The organism is Leucobacter weissii, assembly GCF_017565745.1.
Classification (GTDB): Bacteria; Actinomycetota; Actinomycetes; order Actinomycetales; family Microbacteriaceae; genus Leucobacter; species Leucobacter weissii.
On the sequence record NZ_JAGDYM010000004.1, the window covers coordinates 290,643 to 307,412 of the forward strand.

Here is a 16,770-nt window from a genome sequence, read left to right on the forward strand (position 1 = left end):
CGAGGAGCGGTGCTGACGGGGTCGGGCCGGCGGAGCTGAGCGCCGTGGGCGGGTTGCGGGAGCGGGCCGAGCGCCTGCAGGTGCCGCTGTACCTCCTGGCACTGGCGTTCGGCGCGCTGCTCGGACTCGTCCTGCCGGGCGTCGCCCGTGCCGCCGAGGCGGCGGTCACCCCGATCCTCGCGCTGCTGCTCTACGCGACCTTCCTCGGAGTGCCGTTCGCGAGGATCGGCCGGGCGTTCCGCGACGTGCGCTTCCTCGCCACGGTACTGGTCGTGAACTTCCTCGTGGTCCCGGCCGTCGTGTGGCTGCTGTCCCGACCGATCAGTCACGATCGAGCGCTGCTGATCGCCGTGCTCTTCGTCCTGCTCACACCCTGCATCGACTATGTCATCGCCTTCACGGGGCTGGCCGGCGGCGCCCGGGACCGGCTGCTCGCGGCGGCGCCGCTCCTCATGCTCGTGCAGGTGGCCGGCCTGCCGCTGTACCTCCGGCTGTTCGCAGGGGCCGAGTTCGCCGCGGCCGTCGACCTCGCGCCGTTCGCGGAGGCGTTCCTGCTGCTGATCCTCCTGCCGTTCGCCGCCGCATGGGCCACGCAGTTCGCGGCCGCGAGACGGCGCTCCGCCCGGGTGCTGAGCGAGATCGTCGCCGGCGCGATGGTGCCGCTCATGATGCTCACCCTGGCGGTGGTCGTCGCCTCGCAGGTCGGCGGGCTCTCCGGTGCGCTCGGGCACCTGCTCCCGCTGCTGCCGCTCTACGTCCTCTTCGCCGTCGTCATGGTGCCCATCGGCGCGTTCGCCGGCCGGCTCGCCGGCCTGGACGTGCCGGGCCGCCGAGCCGTCGTCTTCAGCGGGGCGACCCGCAACTCCCTGGTCGTGCTGCCGCTCGTGCTCGCGCTGCCTGACGGATTCGAGTCGGCGCCGCTCGCGGTGGTGCTGCAGACGTTCGTGGAACTCATCGCGATGGTGGTCTTCGTGCGCGTGATCCCGCGAGTGATCCCGGCTCCGCGGGCACCGTCCGTATCGCACTGACGCTCGTGCTTCAGCGCCGCTCGATCGCGCGGTCGACGAGCGCGATGAGATCGTGCTGCAGTCGCTGCCGTACGCGCTCCGGATGCTCGGTCGCCCACAGCGGAGCGCCGCCGAAGCCGTCGGCTGCGGCGAGGACCAGCACGCGGACCGGCTCCGGCACGCCATCGCGTTCGAGATCCTCGGACCAGCGCAGATCGTCCTGGCGCGCCAGCTCGAGCACGGAGGGAACCGTGAGCAGCTGGGTGATGAGGGCGAACCGCTCGCGCAGCTCCTCCGCGTCCTGCGGCACCAGGCTGGCTCGGATGTATGCGCGGACGAGGCGGCCGGGGCCGGTGTCGTCGTGCGCGAGCTGCGCCTCGACCTCGGCGCGGAACGCGTCGAACTGCTCCTGGGCGAGTGCCGAGAGCAGCTGATCCTTCGAAGCGAAGTGGTAGACGACGCCGCCCTTCGAGAGGCCGGCCTCGTCGGCGATCAGATCCAGCGGTGCGGCGGCTCCGTGCTGTCGGATCACCCGGGCTGCGGCGGAGAGCGCCAGGCGGCGCGTCTCGTCGGCGGTCCTGCCGCTGGTGCGTCCCATGCGAACCTCCCGGTCGGGGTCATCCTGCGACCCCATCATGCCAAAGCCATCGGCTGAATCCGCCGATTCCCAGAGAAACTGAACTGAACGTCCAGTATAGTATGACCGTGACTTCGCCCTCTGCTCCCGTTCCCACCGCCTCCACGCTGTCCCCGCTGCGGCGCTGGGCGGCGCTCGGCGTGCTCTCCCTCGCCGTGCTGCTGCTCGCGATCGACGGCACCGTCCTCGCGCTCGCGGTCCCCTCCCTCACCCAGGCGCTCGGGGCGACCGCGAACCAGATCCTCTGGATCGGCGACATCTACTCGCTCGCGATCGCGGGCCTGCTGATCCCGATGGGCGCGCTCGCCGACCGTGTCGGGCGCAAGAAGCTGCTGCTCATCGGTTCGTTCCTCTTCGGCGCGGCCTCGCTGCTGGCGGCGTTCTCGCCGAGCGCCGAGATGCTGATCCTCGCCAGGCTGCTGCTCGGCGTCGCGGGCGCCACGCTGATGCCGTCGACGCTGTCGCTGATCCGAAACATCTTCACCGATCCTCGCGAGCGCACGCGGGCCATCGCCGTCTGGTCGGCCGCGGCGAGCGGCGGGGCCGCGCTCGGCCCGCTCGTGGGCGGGGCGCTGCTCGAGCATTTCTTCTGGGGATCGGTGTTCCTCATCAACGTGCCCGTCATGGTCGTGCTCATCGTCGCGGGCATCTTCCTGCTGCCCGAGTCCCGGGATCCGCACCCCGGGCCGATCGACCTGCTCTCGGCACTCCTCGCGGTTGCCGCGATCACGCCCTTCGTCTACGCGATCAAGCACTCGGTCCAGTCGGGCATCGACCTGATCGGCGTGGTGAGCCTCGCGGCCGGCCTCGTCATCGGCTACGTCTTCGTGCGGCGTCAGCGCAGGCTCGCCGTGCCGCTCCTCGACGTCGAGCTGTTCCGGGTGCCGGCGTTCAGCGGCGCCGTCTTCGCGGCGTTCCTCGCGGTGTTCTCGCTCAGCGGGCTGCTGTACTTCTTCTCGCTCTACCTGCAGCTCGCGCGCGGTTTCGCTCCGCTCCAGGCGGGCCTGGCCGAACTGCCCGCCACGCTCGCGTCGATCGCGGTGATCGTCGTGGTCGGCTGGGTCGTCGCGCGGATCGGCCGCGGGCGCGGTATCGCCGCGGGCCTCATCCTCATCGCGCTCGGCATGATCGGGATCGCGATGGCCGAGGGCGTGGAGCACTACTTCTGGCTCGCTCTCGCGCTCATCCCCGTGGGTTTCGGCGTCGGCCTGTCGCAGACGCTCACGACCGATGCGGTCGTCTCCGCGGTGCCTCCCCGCAAGGCCGGCGCCGCCTCGGCGATCTCGGAGACGGCCTACGAGCTCGGCGTGGCCTTCGGCATCGCGATCCTCGGGTCGGTGCTCAATCTCGCCTACCGCGGCATGCTGCAACTGCCCGCGGGACTGGGCGACGCCCAGCGCGTCGCGGCCGAGGACTCCCTCGCCGCGGCCTCAGCCGTCCTCGACCCGGCTTCGCCCGCGCTGCTCGCGGCGCAGGCGGCGTTCACCTCGGCCATGCAGTTCACCGCGCTCGCGGCGGCGGCCGTGAGCGTGGTCGGGGCGGTCATCGCCTGGCGTACGATCCCGTCGAAACGAGAAGGAGCCGGTCACGGGGAGTGATCCTGCCCCCGGTCTCAAACGATGTCGCACCATTGGTCGCCGAACGCGAAGAACAGCGGCCAATGGTGCGGGATCGTCCGCGGGATCGTCGTTCGCTCCTCTGGGAGTGCGAGCCTCAGCCGGTCGTCTCGTCGTCCCGCCAGCCGGTGGTGAGGTCCACCCAGCCGCGGGCGCCGCTGAGCCGCTCGAGATCGGGGACCGGGATCTCCACCGCCGAGGTGCTCGTGCCCGCGGCGGGGAAGACGGTGTCGAAGCGGCGCAGGGACTCGTCGAGGTAGACGTCGGCGCCCGCGGGGTTGGCGAAGGGGCAGACCCCGCCGACGGGATGCCCGGTCCGCGCCGGGACGTCGTCGCCCCGCAGCATCCGCGGCTTCCCTCCGAAGCGCCGTTTGAAGTTCCCGCTGTTCACCTTCGCGTCGCCGGCCGCGACGACGAGCAGGGCTCCCTCCGGCCTCTCGGGATCGTAGAATCCCAGCGTCTTGGCGATCCTGGCCGGTGCCGTACCGACCTTCTGCGCGGCGAGCTCGACCGTCGCGCTCGACTCCGCGAACTCGAGAATGTCGCCGGACCAGCCCCTGCCGAGCAGATGCTCCCGAACCGCTGCAGTGCCCAAAACGCTCGTCCTTCCCCGTCGATCCCGATCCCGATCCCGATCCACCCTATCCCCGTGCGCCGTGCGGGAGGACGGCTTGCGACGCAGCACCCCTGCTTCGCCGACGACGATTGCTCGGAATGGAGCCGCATGGTATTCTGTAAGGCCCGGTTCGACCGGGCTGATAACTCCACAGCGTGTGATGTGAATGCCCGCAAGGGGCGGTCGAGCGTGATCGCCGTCTTGCGCTCAGGGGCCGATCGGTTTCGACACGTCGATTTGAAACCGTGAGAAGCGGGTCGAGGACGCGACGTTATCTCGTTAACGCCCGTCGCAACCCATAGGTGCCAACGCTAAGCGCACCGACTTCGCTCTCGCTGCCTAAGCACGAGACCGAGTCCGTCAGGCCGGGTCCGCCTTCGCCCCGGTTCCTGGCGTCATCCAGAGGGCTTGCTCGCGCGTCGCGTCTCAGGGCGTGCGGGGACTTCAACTGAGACTGGGCCTGTCGCTCTAGGTGTTCGTGACAAAGAGCGGGGCCGAGTAGAACGCCTCCACGGACTACACCCGTAGAAGGCACGGAATCATCGAAGTGGACAGGGGTTCAATTCCCCTCGGCTCCACGAGTGATTGAGGCGAGAGAAGAGCGAGCTTGCTTGCTCTTCCGAGCCGATTGAAACTCGTTTCGGCGCGAAGCGCCATGAACACGGGCTATTCGCATCACACGCTGTGGAGGAATCGAGGTCTCATTCATGTAACCTGATCAGGTGTTTTTCCTATCTTCGGGCGCTTGGCGATGAGACTTCGGGACGGCGCTTCGCTTTCTTGGTCAGGACGTGAGCGGTTCCCGCTTGAGGCATCGTCTGATCAGGCCTTTTCCTGAAATTGCTGGTTCTCGTTTTCGCAAGGTGACTTAGTGCATCGGAGACGAGAGGCTCGCAGGCATCGTTGCCGATCGAGTGCACGCCGAGTCGGGCGCTCGACGGCGGGGCTCCATAGCTGGTCTCGACCTGGCCGCTGCGGCACTGCTTCTCGCTGGAGGCGTCGTCACGGACTCACTGCTGCGGCTCGGGCTCGTCGCGTGGATCCTGGGGATACCATGTTTCCGACTGGGTGAAAGGGATCATGACCGAACTGAATGGGCAGCGCGGCCGACAGCGGCCGAGTATCTACGATGTCGCACGGGTCGCCGGTGTTTCCCACATGACGGTGTCGCGAGTCCTCAACGAACACCCCAACATCAAGCCGGCCACCCGCGAGCGAGTGATGCGGGCGATCGTCGATACCGGGTACACGCCCAGCTCGATCGCACGCGCTCTCGCCACGAAGAAAGCGATGCGGATCGGAGTGATCGTCGACTCGCCCGTGCAATTCGGCCCGAACAGCACGCTTCGGGCGCTCGAGCGCGCGGCGCGAGAGGCCGGCTATGCGGTCAGCGCCTATTCCATCACCGACGGCGAGGGGAGGGGAATCGACACGGGAGCAATCGAACTCGTCACCGAGGGCGTGGACGCGCTCTGCGTCATCGCCCCCCGCGTATCGTCGCTCGACCTGCTGAGTGAGTTGAAGCTCAACCTGCCGCGAATACTCATCAAATCCGAACCCCATCCGGGAATGCACACCGCGGGAGTCGATCAGCATGCCGGCGCGGTGCTCGCGGTCGACCATCTCGTCAGCCTCGGTCACCGATCGATCGTGCATGTGGCGGGTCCGAGAGACTGGTACGACGCCCGGGTGCGCGAACGGGGTTGGCGCGATGCGCTGACGGCTGCTGGCATCTCCGAGGCCCGCCACGTCGTGGGGGACTGGACTTCCGATTTCGGGTACGAGTTCGCGCGGGAGTTCGAGGTTGGCGAGGCCACCGCGGTGTTTGCCGCCAACGATCAGATGGCGCTCGGGATCATTCACGGGTTCTCCGAGCGGGGGCTGCGCGTGCCCGAAGACATCAGTGTGGTCGGATTCGACGATCTGCCGGATGCGCGCCATTTCCTTCCTCCGCTGACCACGGTGCGCCAGGATTTCGCCGCGCTCGGAGCGCTGGCGATGCGCTCCATCGCCACCGCCATCAGCGGCACCGACACGGCGATGCACGAGAAGATCGATCCGCGGCTCAAGGTACGAGCCTCGACTACCGCGCGTCGATGAAGGCGAGGCGGTCCGGTCACGGATCCGTAACGAACTCGAAATAATCGCGGGAAGGCTTGCGTTCACCAATGTTAGCGCTAACAATGGCTGGTAAGTCTCACCCCCATCGAGTATCGGGGCGTGACTGCTCCACGACAGATCATGGAGTCTCAAGGAGGAGACGACGATGGAATTCACCAAGCACGCGCGAGGGCTTCTCGGCCTCGCAGCAGTAGGCGCTCTCTCGATCAGCATGGTCGCCTGCTCGAACAACTCGGACACCTCGGATACGGGCTCCGGCGACGGTGATGTGGTCACCGTCGGGTATGTCGCCGTCGGCCCGGAGGGAGGCTGGCGCGACGCTCACGAGAAGGCCATCCGCGACGCATTCGATGCGGATGCGAGCTTCGACCTGAAGTACGCTCCAGCATCGAGTCCGACCGATCAGAACTCGCAGATCAATGCGTTCGCCACGTTCGTCAACGACGAGGTCGACGCGATCCTGCTGACGGCCACCGAGGCCTCCGGCTGGGAGTCTTCGCTCGAACTCGCGCAGGAGGCGGAGATCCCCGTCATTCTGCTCGACCGTGGGGTCGACGCCAGCGAGGATCTCTTCGAGACGCGCATCGCTCCGGACAACGTGGCCGTGGCCGCTCAAGTAGGCGAATGGGCGCTCACGGCCTTCCCCGACGGCGCGAACTACTACGTGCTCGAAGGCGTGCCCGGCCTCTCCGTGGTCAATGAGCGCAACGAGGGCTTCGAGGAAGCGATCGCCGGCGCCTCGGGTTGGAAAGAGGTCGGTGCGCAGACCGCGAACTGGAGCGCCGACGAGGGCAAGTCGGTCACCGAGACCGTGCTAAGAGCCAACGACAACGACATACAGTTTATCTTCGCCCAGAACGACGAGATGGGCATCGGCGCTGCGCAGGCCGTGAAGGACGCCGGGCTCACGCCCGGCACCGACGTGAAGATCGCCACGATCGACGGTACGACCGGCGCACTCGAAGCCCTCGCCGAGGGGGACCTGAGCTTCGTCGCCCAGTACAACCCGTTCTTCGGCGACATCGCGATCGATGCGGTCAACAAGGCGCTCGCGGGTGAGGCTCTCGAGAAGACGATCATCGTTCCCGGAGAGTCGTTCGACTCTCCCGAAGCCGGTCAGCAGGCATTGGACGACGGCCTCGGTTTCTAGCCGAGACGTCTTCGATCGATTCCTGCGGTGCGGGGCCGCTGAATCCCAGCGGCCCCGCACCCTCCCCACGAGAGGTGCATCAACGATGGCCGAGCCCAGTCCCGCCGTCGAGGTCAGAGACGCCTCGATCGCCTTCCCCGGGGTGAAGGCGCTCGACGAGGTGAGCTTCCGGCTGCTGCCCGGCGAGGTTCACTCCCTGATGGGAGAGAACGGGGCCGGCAAGTCGACGCTCATCAAGGCGCTCACGGGCGTCTACCAGATCGATTCGGGATCGATCCTAGTCGCAGGCGTCGAAAGCCGTTTCAACGGAACAGCGGCCGCTCAGGCCGCTGGAATCTCCACCGTGTATCAAGAGGTCAACCTCTGCGGCAATCTGAGCATCGGCGAGAATGTGATGCTCGGCCGCGAAACGCGCGGATGGGCGGGGATCAACTGGCGCCGCACGCACGCCGAGGCGCAGCGGGCGCTCGCACGGCTGGGGCTCGGCGACCTCGATCCTCGCGCTTCGCTCTCCTCGATTTCGATCGCGATGCAGCAACTCGTCGCGATCTCCCGGGCGATGGTCACCGATTCCAAGGTGCTGATCCTGGACGAGCCGACCTCGAGCCTCGACGCCAACGAGGTCGAGGTGCTGTTCTCAGTGATCCGTCGCCTCCGCGATCAGGGCGTGGCGATCCTCTTCGTCTCGCACTTCCTCGACCAGGTCTACGAGATCAGCGATCGGATCACCGTTCTGAGAAATGGCGGCTTGGTGGGGGAATACCCGGCCAGCGAGCTGAATCGCACCGATCTGATTTCGAAGATGATCGGCAAGGACTTCGCCTCGCTCAAGGCGCTCGGCTCCAACCGGCAGACCGCGGTTCGGGACCGGAGCGGAACCCCGTTGCTGGCGGCCACCGATCTCGGTCGGAAAGGAGCGATCAACCCGACCGATCTCGAGATCCATGCCGGCGAGGTCGTCGGCTTCGCGGGTCTGCTCGGTGCGGGGCGCACGGAGCTGGCGCGACTCATCGCGGGTGCCGACAAATCAGACACCGGCACGATCCGACTGAAGGGCAGCCGAGCGGTGATCGGTTCGCCGGTCGCCGGCCTTGCGCACGGCATCGCCTATTCCACGGAGAACCGTCGTGAGGACGGGATCATCGGCGATCTCAGCGTTCGCGAGAACATCATGCTCGCGGTGCAGGCGCGGCGCGGCTGGATGCGGCGGGTCACGGCGAAAGAGGTCGATCAGCTCGTCACCACCTATATGGAACGATTCGGCGTGCGTCCCAACGACCCCGACCGCCCCATTCGGCTGCTTTCCGGCGGAAACCAGCAAAAGGTGCTGCTCGGCCGTTGGCTCGCCACCAACCCCGATCTGCTGCTGCTGGACGAACCGACGCGAGGCATAGATGTCGGTGCCAAGGCGGACATCCAGGAGACGGTCGCGGAACTCGCGGAGGGCGGCATGAGCGTCGTCTTCATCTCTTCCGAGGTCGAGGAGGTCGTGCGGCTCTCCGAGCGCGTCGTCATCCTCAAGGACCACGAGAAAGTGGGAGAAGTCATCAACGGTCCCGAGGTGACGGCCGAGAGCATCGTCACGATCATCGCCGCCGAGTCCGAAGAAGTCGCCGAGGATCAGGCGAATGCGCTCGCTGAGGAGGCCTCCGCGAGCATCGACACCGATGAGGCCACCCCGGATGCGGATGCTGCGGAGCGGGAGGGGGACCAGTCGTGAACCGACTCACAGCCGTGCTCCGCGCTCCCTGGTTCTGGGCGATCGCCGGGATCATCGTGCTGCTTGCGATCAACACCATCAAGGATCCGGGCTACCTGTCGATCGGGTTGAACCCCACCACGGGGATGATGACCGGCAACCTGCTCGATATCCTGCGCGTATCGGCCCCCATCATCCTGATCGCCCTCGGCATGACGTTCGTGATCGCCACCGAGGGGATCGACCTGTCGGTCGGTTCGATGATGGCGGTCGGCGGAGCCGTGGCGATGCAGACGCTCAGCACCACCGATGACCCGGGCTCGGTCGGGGCCATGCTTCAGGCGATCGGGCTGGCCGTGCTACTCGCACTGGTGCTCGGCCTCGTCAACGGCTTTCTCGTGTCGGTGGTCGGCCTGCAGCCCTTCATCACGACACTGGTGATGATGATGGCGGCCCGCGGCATCGCCCGGGTGGTCACGGGCGGGCAGAACACGAACGCGCAGAACGAGCCGTTCCGGCAGCTCGCGAACGGTCAGATTCTCGGCGTGCCCACCGGTTTCGTCATCGCGCTGGGCATCGTCGTGCTTGTCGCGCTGCTCATGCGGCGGACGGCTCTGGGGCTGATGATCGAGGCGATCGGGGTCAACCCCCACGCAAGCCGTCTCGCCGGCATCCGCCCGAAGCCCACCCTCATCACGGTCTATGCGCTCGCCGCAGTGCTCGCCTCGCTCGCGGGCGTGCTCAACGTCGCCGAAGTGATGACCGTCAACCCATCGAGCACCGGCAATCTCATGGAGATGGACGCGATTCTCGCCGTGGTGATCGGCGGCACCTCGCTGGCGGGAGGCAAATTCTCGATCATCGGCTCCACGATGGGGGCGCTGCTGATCGCCACGCTGAACAAGACGGTCGTGTTCCTCGGCGTGCCGTCGGCCGCGACGCCGGCTTTCAAGGCCATCGTCATCATCGGCCTGGTGCTGCTGCAGTCGGACCGCATTCGCACCCTCGTCTTCCGGCGCAAGGGCGCACTCGGCGCGCCGCTCGTTCCCCGAAGAGCGAAGACCGAGCACGCTTCGAAGGAGGCCTCCGCATGACCGCCCCGAACACGCTGACCGACGGAGCGGGCGATGCGGCGAACCTCGCCCCTGTCTCAGAGTCCAGGACCGTGGGGGCACGCCGCCTGTGGCAGCGCGCCAGGGGCCTGCTCCCGACATTCATCGCTCTCGCGCTTCTGCTCGGGATGCTGATCTACGCCGAAGCCGCATACGGTCGCGTCTTCCACGCCGGCACCATCTCGGACCTGCTGATCGGCGCGGCGCCGATGCTCATCCTGGCGGTCGGTATGACGATCGTGATCGTATCGGCCGGGATCGATCTCTCCGTCGGCGCCGTCGTGGCCTTCAGCTCGGTGTCCGGCGTCATGATCATGAACACCGGCGTCAACGGATGGCTCGGGGTGCTGGCGATGGTGGCCTTCGGCGCGCTGTTCGGCCTCGTTGCGGGGGTCATGGTGCAGGTCTTCAATGTGCAGCCGTTCATCGCGACACTGGCGATGATGTTTCTCGCGCGCGGACTCGCGTCGATGCTGACCACTGATGTCGTGCGTGCTCCCGAGGGCTCCCCGTTCGAATGGCTGGCCTCCAAGTGGAAGCTCTACGACGGCCCGAAGGTCAACGACTTCATCGTGACACCGGGGCTCGTCATCGCGGTGGTCGTGGTGATCCTGGCGGTGTGGTTCATGCATCGCACACGTATGGGACGCACGGTGTACGGCATCGGGGGTTCGGACGGTTCGGCGCAGCTCATGGGCCTGCCGGTGGCGCGGACACGCGTGTGGATCTATGTGCTCTCCGGCGCCTGCGCCGGACTCGCGGCGGTCGTCTACACCGCGAGCGTGCAGGGAGCCGCGCGCAATGTCACCGGCCTCGGGTGGGAGCTCGATGCGATCGCGGCGGTCGTCATCGGCGGTACCTTGCTGACGGGCGGCGCCGGCTATGTGCTCGGCTCCGTCATCGGGGTGCTCGTGCTTCAGACCTTGCGTCTGATCATCACGAAGGACGGCACGATCGACCCGCAGTATCTGACGATCATCACCGGAGCGGTGCTGCTGGCCTTCGTGCTGCTGCAGCGTGTGCTGGCCAGCAGAACGGGGAGGCAGCAATGAATGCCGACGAGCTTCAGGCATCGATCGACACGGTTCGCACCGAGGTCGCGGCGCTGCACGCCGAACTCGTGCGCTACGGTCTGGTCGTCTGGACGGGTGGAAACGTGTCTGGGCGTGTTCCCGGCGCGGATCTCTTCGTGATCAAGCCATCGGGGGTGTCCTACGACGATCTGGAGCCGGGGAACATGATCCTCTGCGATCTCGACGGCACCGTCGTTCCCGGAAGCCCCGGCAGCGAGCGCGCCCCGTCCAGCGACACCGCAGCGCATGCCTACGTCTACCGCCACATGCCCGCCGTGGGCGGCGTCGTGCACACCCACTCCAGCTACGCCGTGGCCTGGGCCGCGCGAGGCGAACCGATCCCGTGCGTCATCACCGCCATGGCCGACGAGTTCGGCGGCCCGATCCCGGTGGGGCCGTTCGCGATCATCGGAGACGACTCGATCGGCAGGGGAATCGTCGAGACCCTTACCGGCCATCGCTCGCGTGCCGTGCTGATGCAGAACCATGGTCCGTTCACCATCGGCGTGAACGCGAAGGACGCGGTCAAGGCAGCGGTCATGGTCGAGGATGTCGCGCGGACCGTGCACCACGCGCGGCAGGCGGGGGAGCTGATTCCGATTCCCCAGGAGGCGATCGATCGGCTCTACGACCGTTACCAGCAGGTGTACGGCCAGCGCACGGATGCGCGCAGATGACCGCGCACGACGACATCCTGGAGGGCCGAACCAGTCTGGGGATCGAGTTGGGATCAACCCGGATCAAGGCGTGCCTGATTGGAACCGATGCCGCGACCGTCCTCGGTGCGGGATCGCACGGGTGGGAGAATCGCTGGGAGGGGGGCCACTGGACGTATTCGCTCGACGAGGTCGAGCGGGGCGTGCAGGCGGCCTATGCCGATCTCGTCGCGCAGCTGAAATGCCGATACGGGGTGCAACCGACGACGTTTGGCGCGATCGGCGTCTCGGCCATGATGCACGGATACCTCGCCTTCGATGCGACGGGGGAGCTTCTGGTGCCGTTCCGCACCTGGCGGGACACCACGACCGCCGCCGCCACCGCCGAGCTCACCGAACTCTTCGGGGTGAACATTCCACTGCGCTGGTCGATCGCGCACCTGCATCAGGCCGTCATCGATGCGGAGCCGCATGTCGGCCGGATCGCGACGGTGACAACCCTCGCCGGGTATGTGCATCGTCGGCTGACCGGCCGCGTCGTGCTCGGGGTCGGCGACGCGTCGGGCATGTTCCCGATCGACAGCGCGCGGTGCGACTACGACGAGGGTATGGTCTCCGCATATGAGGGGCTGACCGCCGGCAGAATCCCCGCACCGCTGCGCGAGCTGCTGCCGGACGTGCTGACCGCGGGTTCGCCCGCGGGATCGTTGACCGCCGCGGGTGCAGCCTACCTCGATCCCTCCGGCACGCTTCGACCGGGCGTGCCGCTGTGCCCGCCGGAGGGAGATGCGGGCACCGGCATGGTCGCGACGAACTCGGTCTCGCCCCGGACCGGAAACGTTTCAGTGGGAACGAGTATCTTCGCGATGGTGGCGCTCGAGCGCCGGCTCGTCGGTGTTCACCGAGAGATCGACCTCGTGACGACACCGACCGGGGATCCGGTCGCGATGGTGCACTGCAACAACGGCGCAAGCGAGCTCGGTGCGTGGGTCGCCCTGTTCATCCGGTTCGCCGCCATCGCGAACCGGCCCATCGAGGAGGACGCCGCATACGAGGCGCTGTTCCGCGAGGCGCTGGAGGGAGCGGCCGACGCGGGAGGTCTGATCTCGTTCAACCACCTCTCCGGGGAGCCGATCGCGGACCTCGTCGAGGGCAGGCCCCTTGTCGTGCGCGGGCCCGAGAGCGCGCTCACCCTGGGGAACTTCATGCGCTCCCAACTCTACGGAGTGTTCGGCACGCTCGCTCTGGGCATGCAGTCGCTCTCGGACGAGGGCGTCGAGGTCGATCGCATGTTCGCGCACGGCGGGGTGTTCCGCACCGAGGGCGTCGCGCAGCGTTTTCTCGCGAGCGTGCTTCGAGCCCCCGTCGCCGTCGGCGACGCCGCGGCCGAGGGAGGCGCCTGGGGCATGGCCGTGCTCGCCTCATATCTCCGGGCCGCCGCGACCCGCAGCCTCGGCGACTACCTGAACGAACAGGTGTTCGCCGATGCGGGCTTTTCCGTCTCCGAACCCCAGGGGGCGGACGTCGTCGGCTTCTCCGCCTATCTCGAACGCTATCGCGATGCGCTCGCCATCGAGCACACCGCAGTCGCCGCTCTCAACGGAAGGACATCCTCATGACGCGCACCCCTCTGTCGACCTCGTTCGAAGGGCACACCGTCTGGTTCGTGACCGGAAGCCAGTCCTTGTACGGCGAGGAGGCGCTGAGGCAGGTCTCCGAGCAGTCGCGGGCCGTGGCCGAGCGGCTCGCCGGGCTGCCGGTCCGGGTGGAGTGGAAGCCCGTGCTGACCGATCCCGAGGGCATTCGCCGGCTGGCTCTCGAGGCGAACGCCGATGATTCCGTCGTCGGCGTGATCGCCTGGATGCACACCTTCAGCCCCGCGAAGATGTGGATCGCCGGTCTCGACGCGCTGCGCAAGCCGCTGCTGCACCTGCACACGCAGGCGAACCTCGAACTCCCGTGGAGCACGATCGACTTCGACTTCATGAACCTCAACCAGGCTGCGCACGGCGACCGCGAATTCGCGTATCTGCAGACGAGGCTCGGCATCGCGCGCAAGACGGTGGTCGGTCACGTGACGGACCCGGTCGTGCGCCAGCAGGTGGACGACTGGCAGCGCGCAGCCGCCGGCTGGCGGGCGGTGCGCACACTCAAGCTGGCTCGGTTCGGCGACAACATGCGCTACGTCGCCGTCACCGAAGGAGACAAGGTCGAGGCCGAGCTCCGGTTTGGGGTGCAGGTGAACACCTGGGGGGTGAATGAGCTCGCCGCTGCGGTGGAGCTGGTCGAGCCGGCAGAGGTGGACGCCCTCATCGAAGAGTATGCCGACAGCTACCGCGTCGCAGCAGAGCTGCTGCCCGGCGGGGAGCGCCACCAGTCCCTGCGCGACGGAGCCGCGATCGAAGTCGGTCTGCGGACCTTCTTGGAAGAGGGCGGTTTCGGGGCGTTCACGACCTCGTTCGAGGATCTCGGCGCGCTCACGCAGTTGCCGGGGCTCGCGGTGCAGCGGCTCGTCGCCGAAGGCTACGGCTTCGGGGCGGAGGGCGACTGGAAGACCGCGATCCTGATCCGAGCCGCCAACGTGATGGGTGCCGGATTGCCCGGTGGCGCGAGTCTCATGGAGGACTACACCTACGATCTGACCTCCGGCGACGAGAAGATCCTCGGAGCGCACATGCTCGAAGTCTCGCCCTCGCTGACGACGGAGACCCCGCGGCTCGAGGTCCACCCGCTCGGCATCGGCGGCAAGGACGACCCTGTTCGGCTCGTGTTCACCGCGGACCCCGGGCCGGCCCTGGTCGTTGCGCTCAGCGACATGCGGGACCGCTTCAGGCTGACGGCGAACGTGGTGCAGAACATCTCGGCTCCGGATCTGCCGAAGCTGCCGGTCGGGCGCGCGGTGTGGAAGCCGGCCCCCGACTTCGCGACGAGTGCCGCATGCTGGCTCGCCGCGGGAGCCCCGCACCACTCGGTGATGACGACCGCGGTGGGCCTCGAAGTCTTCCGCGACTTCGCCGAGATCGCGGAGACCGAACTCGCCGTGATCGACGAGCAGACGACGGTGAGGGACTTCCAGGCCGAGCTGCGCTGGAACCAGGCCTATTACCGCCTCGCCCAGGGTCTCTGATGTCGGCGCTCCCGACATCGGGCTCGCAGCATTCCCTCCGGCACGGGGACTACTCCGCGAGTGTGGCGAGCGTCGGTGCATCGCTGCGCTCGCTCGTCCATGCGGGGCGTGATCTGGTGGTGCCGTTCGACGCCGATGAGGTGCGCCCGGCCTATCGGGGGGCGACGCTCGTTCCCTGGCCCAACCGCGTGGTCGACGGGACGTACTCGTTCGACGGTGCGGATCACCGGCTGCCGCTGACCGAGCCGCAGAGAGCGCATGCGCTGCACGGCCTCGGATCGTGGCTCGCCTTCGACGCGGTGGACGAGGGCGCCGACTTCGTCACACTCGAGGCCGTCATCCAACCGCAGGCGGGCTACCCCTGGCGCATCGGCGTCTCGACGACCTACTCGCTCGGCCCGGAGGGGCTGACACAGCTCGTCCGCGCACGGAACGAGAGCTCGTCTGCCGCGCCGTTCGGTACCGCACCGCATCCGTATCTGGTTGCGGGGAGCGGACCGGTCGACGAATGGACGCTGGAGCTGCCCGCCGAGCGCATGCTGACGGTCACCGCAGAGCGGCTGATCCCGGACCGGCTCGTTCCGGTCCCCGAGGCGCTGGACTTCCGCGCACCCCGAACCATCGGCGCCACGGAGATCGATCACGCCTACACCGATCTGGCACGCGACGACCGGGGGACCGTCGCGGTGCGGGTGCGCGATGCCGCGGGAGGGGGAGTTGAGGTGACGTGGGATGCGGCCTGCGCCTGGGTGCAGATCCATACCGCCGATCTCTCGGAGGGGCCCTCCCATCCGGGCCATCGTTCAGGCCTGGCCGTGGAGCCCATGACCTGCGCCCCGGATGCGTTCAACGCCGCGCGCTACCCCTTCGATACGGGCCTCATCGTGATCGAGCCCGGCGAGACCGCAGTCGCCTCATGGCGAATCTCCGAGCTCGCACCGGATGAGACGGCAACCATCGGCGTGGAGGCGCAGGAGGGTCACTCGCAGGCGAGACCGTCTCCGTCTCCGTCGCCCCCGTTGCCGGTACCGTAGGCGAACCACGCATAGATCTCCGCCTCAGCGGGATCGCCCTGGCGGAACGGGCCGGTCGGATGCCCCGCCTCGTTCTTCTTGAGCCGCGCGCAGGACGGATACCGCTCCCACCAGCGGTCGCCGGCGGGCGGCACGACCTCCGGCGACGTCCCGTCCTGGCAGGCGGTCGTGACGACCGTGCCGTCGGGCCCGGAGGAGGCGCGCTGCGCTGCGCGGTAGCCGTCCTCGAACGGATGCGCCGGATACCCGTCGCGGGAGTCGTACCGCGCCAGCGCGTTGCCCGTCTCCAGCTGCATCAGTCCGATGTCGACGCCGTCCTCGGTGACGACGTAGCGCAGGAGCCGTCCGTGACGATCCCGATCGTTCTGTCCCGCCGGAAGATCGAGCGTCACGGGATCGCCCGCCGAGAGCAGCCCCTCGATCGCGGCGGACGCCTCGTCGTGCCCGCACTCGCCCCGCTCCGGGGTGTCGATCCCGATGATCCGGATGGTGCCGGCGCTCGTCTCGACCGTGTCGCCGTCGACGACGGACACGAAGTCGGCCGCCTCCGAGCTCCCGGCGGTCGTCGGACCCTCGGCGGTGGCCGGGCCGGCCGGCGATCCCGGGACCGAGCATCCGAGCAGCCCGATCGTCAGCGCCGTCGCGGCGCCGGTCGCTCGCAGAGCCCGCGCGGATCTCACTCGTCGTCCGTCCCTCTCGTCGTCCATCCCGCACATCATCACAGCGCGGATCCGAAGATGCGCGGACCGGCGGCGGGTGTTCCGAGGCTCCAGTGTAGGTCAGGCGGGGCGCCGACGCGCGCAGCGCGCGCACGGTCGGCGCGGTGTCGTTCCTCCGGGCTGCGGTGTTCGCGGATGCCGTCGCCCACGTGGCGGCTCTCAGCCTCTACGGCGAGTGGGACGGGTTTGCGCGAGTGCGCCCG

14 protein-coding genes and 1 other RNA gene are annotated in these 16,770 nt (G+C 67.9%); 12 read left to right on the plus strand and 3 right to left on the minus strand.

What is annotated here, in order from left to right; all coding sequences use genetic code 11:
- Positions 1–44 precede the first annotated feature (44 nt).
- Entirely contained in the window at positions 45–1,028 is a 984-nt protein-coding gene (locus J4H92_RS03545) for an arsenic resistance protein (protein WP_341782998.1), read from the plus strand.
- A gap of 10 nt (positions 1,029–1,038) precedes the next feature.
- Here the strand turns inward: J4H92_RS03545 and J4H92_RS03550 are convergent, their stop codons facing one another.
- On the minus strand, positions 1,039–1,605 hold the full coding sequence (locus J4H92_RS03550) for a TetR/AcrR family transcriptional regulator (RefSeq protein WP_208096066.1): 567 nt from the start codon (positions 1,603–1,605) through the stop codon (positions 1,039–1,041).
- A 101-nt stretch (positions 1,606–1,706) separates the two neighbouring features.
- Between J4H92_RS03550 and J4H92_RS03555 the strand changes: the two genes are divergently transcribed.
- Positions 1,707–3,242 (plus strand): MFS transporter, encoded by a 1,536-nt coding sequence (locus J4H92_RS03555; protein WP_208096068.1) that lies wholly within the window; start codon positions 1,707–1,709, stop codon positions 3,240–3,242.
- 115 nt (positions 3,243–3,357) lie between these two features.
- Here the strand turns inward: J4H92_RS03555 and J4H92_RS03560 are convergent, their stop codons facing one another.
- A complete protein-coding gene (locus tag J4H92_RS03560) occupies positions 3,358–3,855 on the minus strand; it encodes a YbaK/EbsC family protein (RefSeq protein ID WP_208096071.1) in 498 nt (165 codons plus the stop codon).
- A gap of 231 nt (positions 3,856–4,086) precedes the next feature.
- On the opposite strand from J4H92_RS03560, the gene ssrA reads away from it, so the two are divergent.
- From ssrA to J4H92_RS03610, 10 genes are all read left to right on the plus strand, one after another.
- Positions 4,087–4,457, plus strand: a transfer-messenger RNA (tmRNA) gene (ssrA, locus tag J4H92_RS03565).
- Between the two features lie 499 nt (positions 4,458–4,956).
- On the plus strand, positions 4,957–5,976 hold the full coding sequence (locus J4H92_RS03570; protein ID WP_208096074.1) for a LacI family DNA-binding transcriptional regulator: 1,020 nt from the start codon (positions 4,957–4,959) through the stop codon (positions 5,974–5,976).
- 166 nt (positions 5,977–6,142) lie between these two features.
- Entirely contained in the window at positions 6,143–7,147 is a 1,005-nt protein-coding gene (locus J4H92_RS03575; protein WP_208096077.1) for a substrate-binding domain-containing protein, read from the plus strand.
- Positions 7,148–7,232: 85 nt separating this feature from the next.
- Positions 7,233–8,867 carry a sugar ABC transporter ATP-binding protein gene (locus tag J4H92_RS03580; RefSeq protein WP_208096080.1) on the plus strand — a complete coding sequence of 545 codons (1,635 nt, stop codon included), beginning with the start codon at positions 7,233–7,235 and terminating at the stop codon, positions 8,865–8,867.
- The gene (locus tag J4H92_RS03585; protein ID WP_208096083.1) at positions 8,864–9,940 is read left to right on the plus strand and encodes an ABC transporter permease subunit; all 1,077 of its coding nucleotides are present in this window, start codon (positions 8,864–8,866) and stop codon (positions 9,938–9,940) included. The genes J4H92_RS03580 and J4H92_RS03585 overlap by 4 nt, the downstream gene beginning before the upstream one ends.
- Positions 9,937–11,010: an ABC transporter permease gene (locus tag J4H92_RS03590; RefSeq protein ID WP_208096085.1), complete on the plus strand. Its 1,074-nt coding sequence runs from the start codon at positions 9,937–9,939 to the stop codon at positions 11,008–11,010. Before J4H92_RS03585 ends, J4H92_RS03590 begins: the two co-directional genes overlap by 4 nt.
- Complete coding sequence (locus J4H92_RS03595; protein WP_208096087.1) at positions 11,007–11,708, plus strand: L-ribulose-5-phosphate 4-epimerase; 702 nt, start codon at positions 11,007–11,009, stop codon at positions 11,706–11,708. Before J4H92_RS03590 ends, J4H92_RS03595 begins: the two co-directional genes overlap by 4 nt.
- The gene (locus J4H92_RS03600) at positions 11,705–13,306 is read left to right on the plus strand and encodes a xylulokinase (RefSeq protein ID WP_208096090.1); all 1,602 of its coding nucleotides are present in this window, start codon (positions 11,705–11,707) and stop codon (positions 13,304–13,306) included. Before J4H92_RS03595 ends, J4H92_RS03600 begins: the two co-directional genes overlap by 4 nt.
- Positions 13,303–14,814: an L-arabinose isomerase gene (araA, locus tag J4H92_RS03605; RefSeq protein WP_208096092.1), complete on the plus strand. Its 1,512-nt coding sequence runs from the start codon at positions 13,303–13,305 to the stop codon at positions 14,812–14,814. Before J4H92_RS03600 ends, araA begins: the two co-directional genes overlap by 4 nt.
- Complete coding sequence (locus tag J4H92_RS03610) at positions 14,814–15,848, plus strand: aldose 1-epimerase family protein (protein ID WP_208096096.1); 1,035 nt, start codon at positions 14,814–14,816, stop codon at positions 15,846–15,848. The genes araA and J4H92_RS03610 overlap by 1 nt, the downstream gene beginning before the upstream one ends.
- Here J4H92_RS03610 and J4H92_RS03615 read toward each other — a convergent pair.
- On the minus strand, positions 15,794–16,555 hold the full coding sequence (locus J4H92_RS03615; protein WP_208096099.1) for a thermonuclease family protein: 762 nt from the start codon (positions 16,553–16,555) through the stop codon (positions 15,794–15,796). The two genes, J4H92_RS03610 and J4H92_RS03615, sit on opposite strands and share 55 nt — an antisense overlap.
- Positions 16,556–16,770: the final 215 nt, after the last annotated feature.

What these genes read in the sequence shown, in the direction of transcription:
- J4H92_RS03610 (WP_208096096.1), top strand. Translation starts at nt 14,814, where the DNA reads ATGTCGGCGCTCCCGACATCGGGCTCGCAGCATTCCCTCCGGCACGGG.
- J4H92_RS03580 (WP_208096080.1), top strand. Translation starts at nt 7,233, where the DNA reads ATGGCCGAGCCCAGTCCCGCCGTCGAGGTCAGAGACGCCTCGATCGCC.
- J4H92_RS03555 (WP_208096068.1), top strand. Translation starts at nt 1,707, where the DNA reads ATGACCGTGACTTCGCCCTCTGCTCCCGTTCCCACCGCCTCCACGCTG.
- araA (WP_208096092.1), top strand. Translation starts at nt 13,303, where the DNA reads ATGACGCGCACCCCTCTGTCGACCTCGTTCGAAGGGCACACCGTCTGG.
- J4H92_RS03615 (WP_208096099.1), bottom strand. Translation starts at nt 16,555, where the DNA reads ATGGACGACGAGAGGGACGGACGACGAGTGAGATCCGCGCGGGCTCTG.
- J4H92_RS03595 (WP_208096087.1), top strand. Translation starts at nt 11,007, where the DNA reads ATGAATGCCGACGAGCTTCAGGCATCGATCGACACGGTTCGCACCGAG.
- J4H92_RS03600 (WP_208096090.1), top strand. Translation starts at nt 11,705, where the DNA reads ATGACCGCGCACGACGACATCCTGGAGGGCCGAACCAGTCTGGGGATC.
- J4H92_RS03570 (WP_208096074.1), top strand. Translation starts at nt 4,957, where the DNA reads ATGACCGAACTGAATGGGCAGCGCGGCCGACAGCGGCCGAGTATCTAC.
- J4H92_RS03550 (WP_208096066.1), bottom strand. Translation starts at nt 1,605, where the DNA reads ATGGGACGCACCAGCGGCAGGACCGCCGACGAGACGCGCCGCCTGGCG.
- J4H92_RS03575 (WP_208096077.1), top strand. Translation starts at nt 6,143, where the DNA reads ATGGAATTCACCAAGCACGCGCGAGGGCTTCTCGGCCTCGCAGCAGTA.
- J4H92_RS03590 (WP_208096085.1), top strand. Translation starts at nt 9,937, where the DNA reads ATGACCGCCCCGAACACGCTGACCGACGGAGCGGGCGATGCGGCGAAC.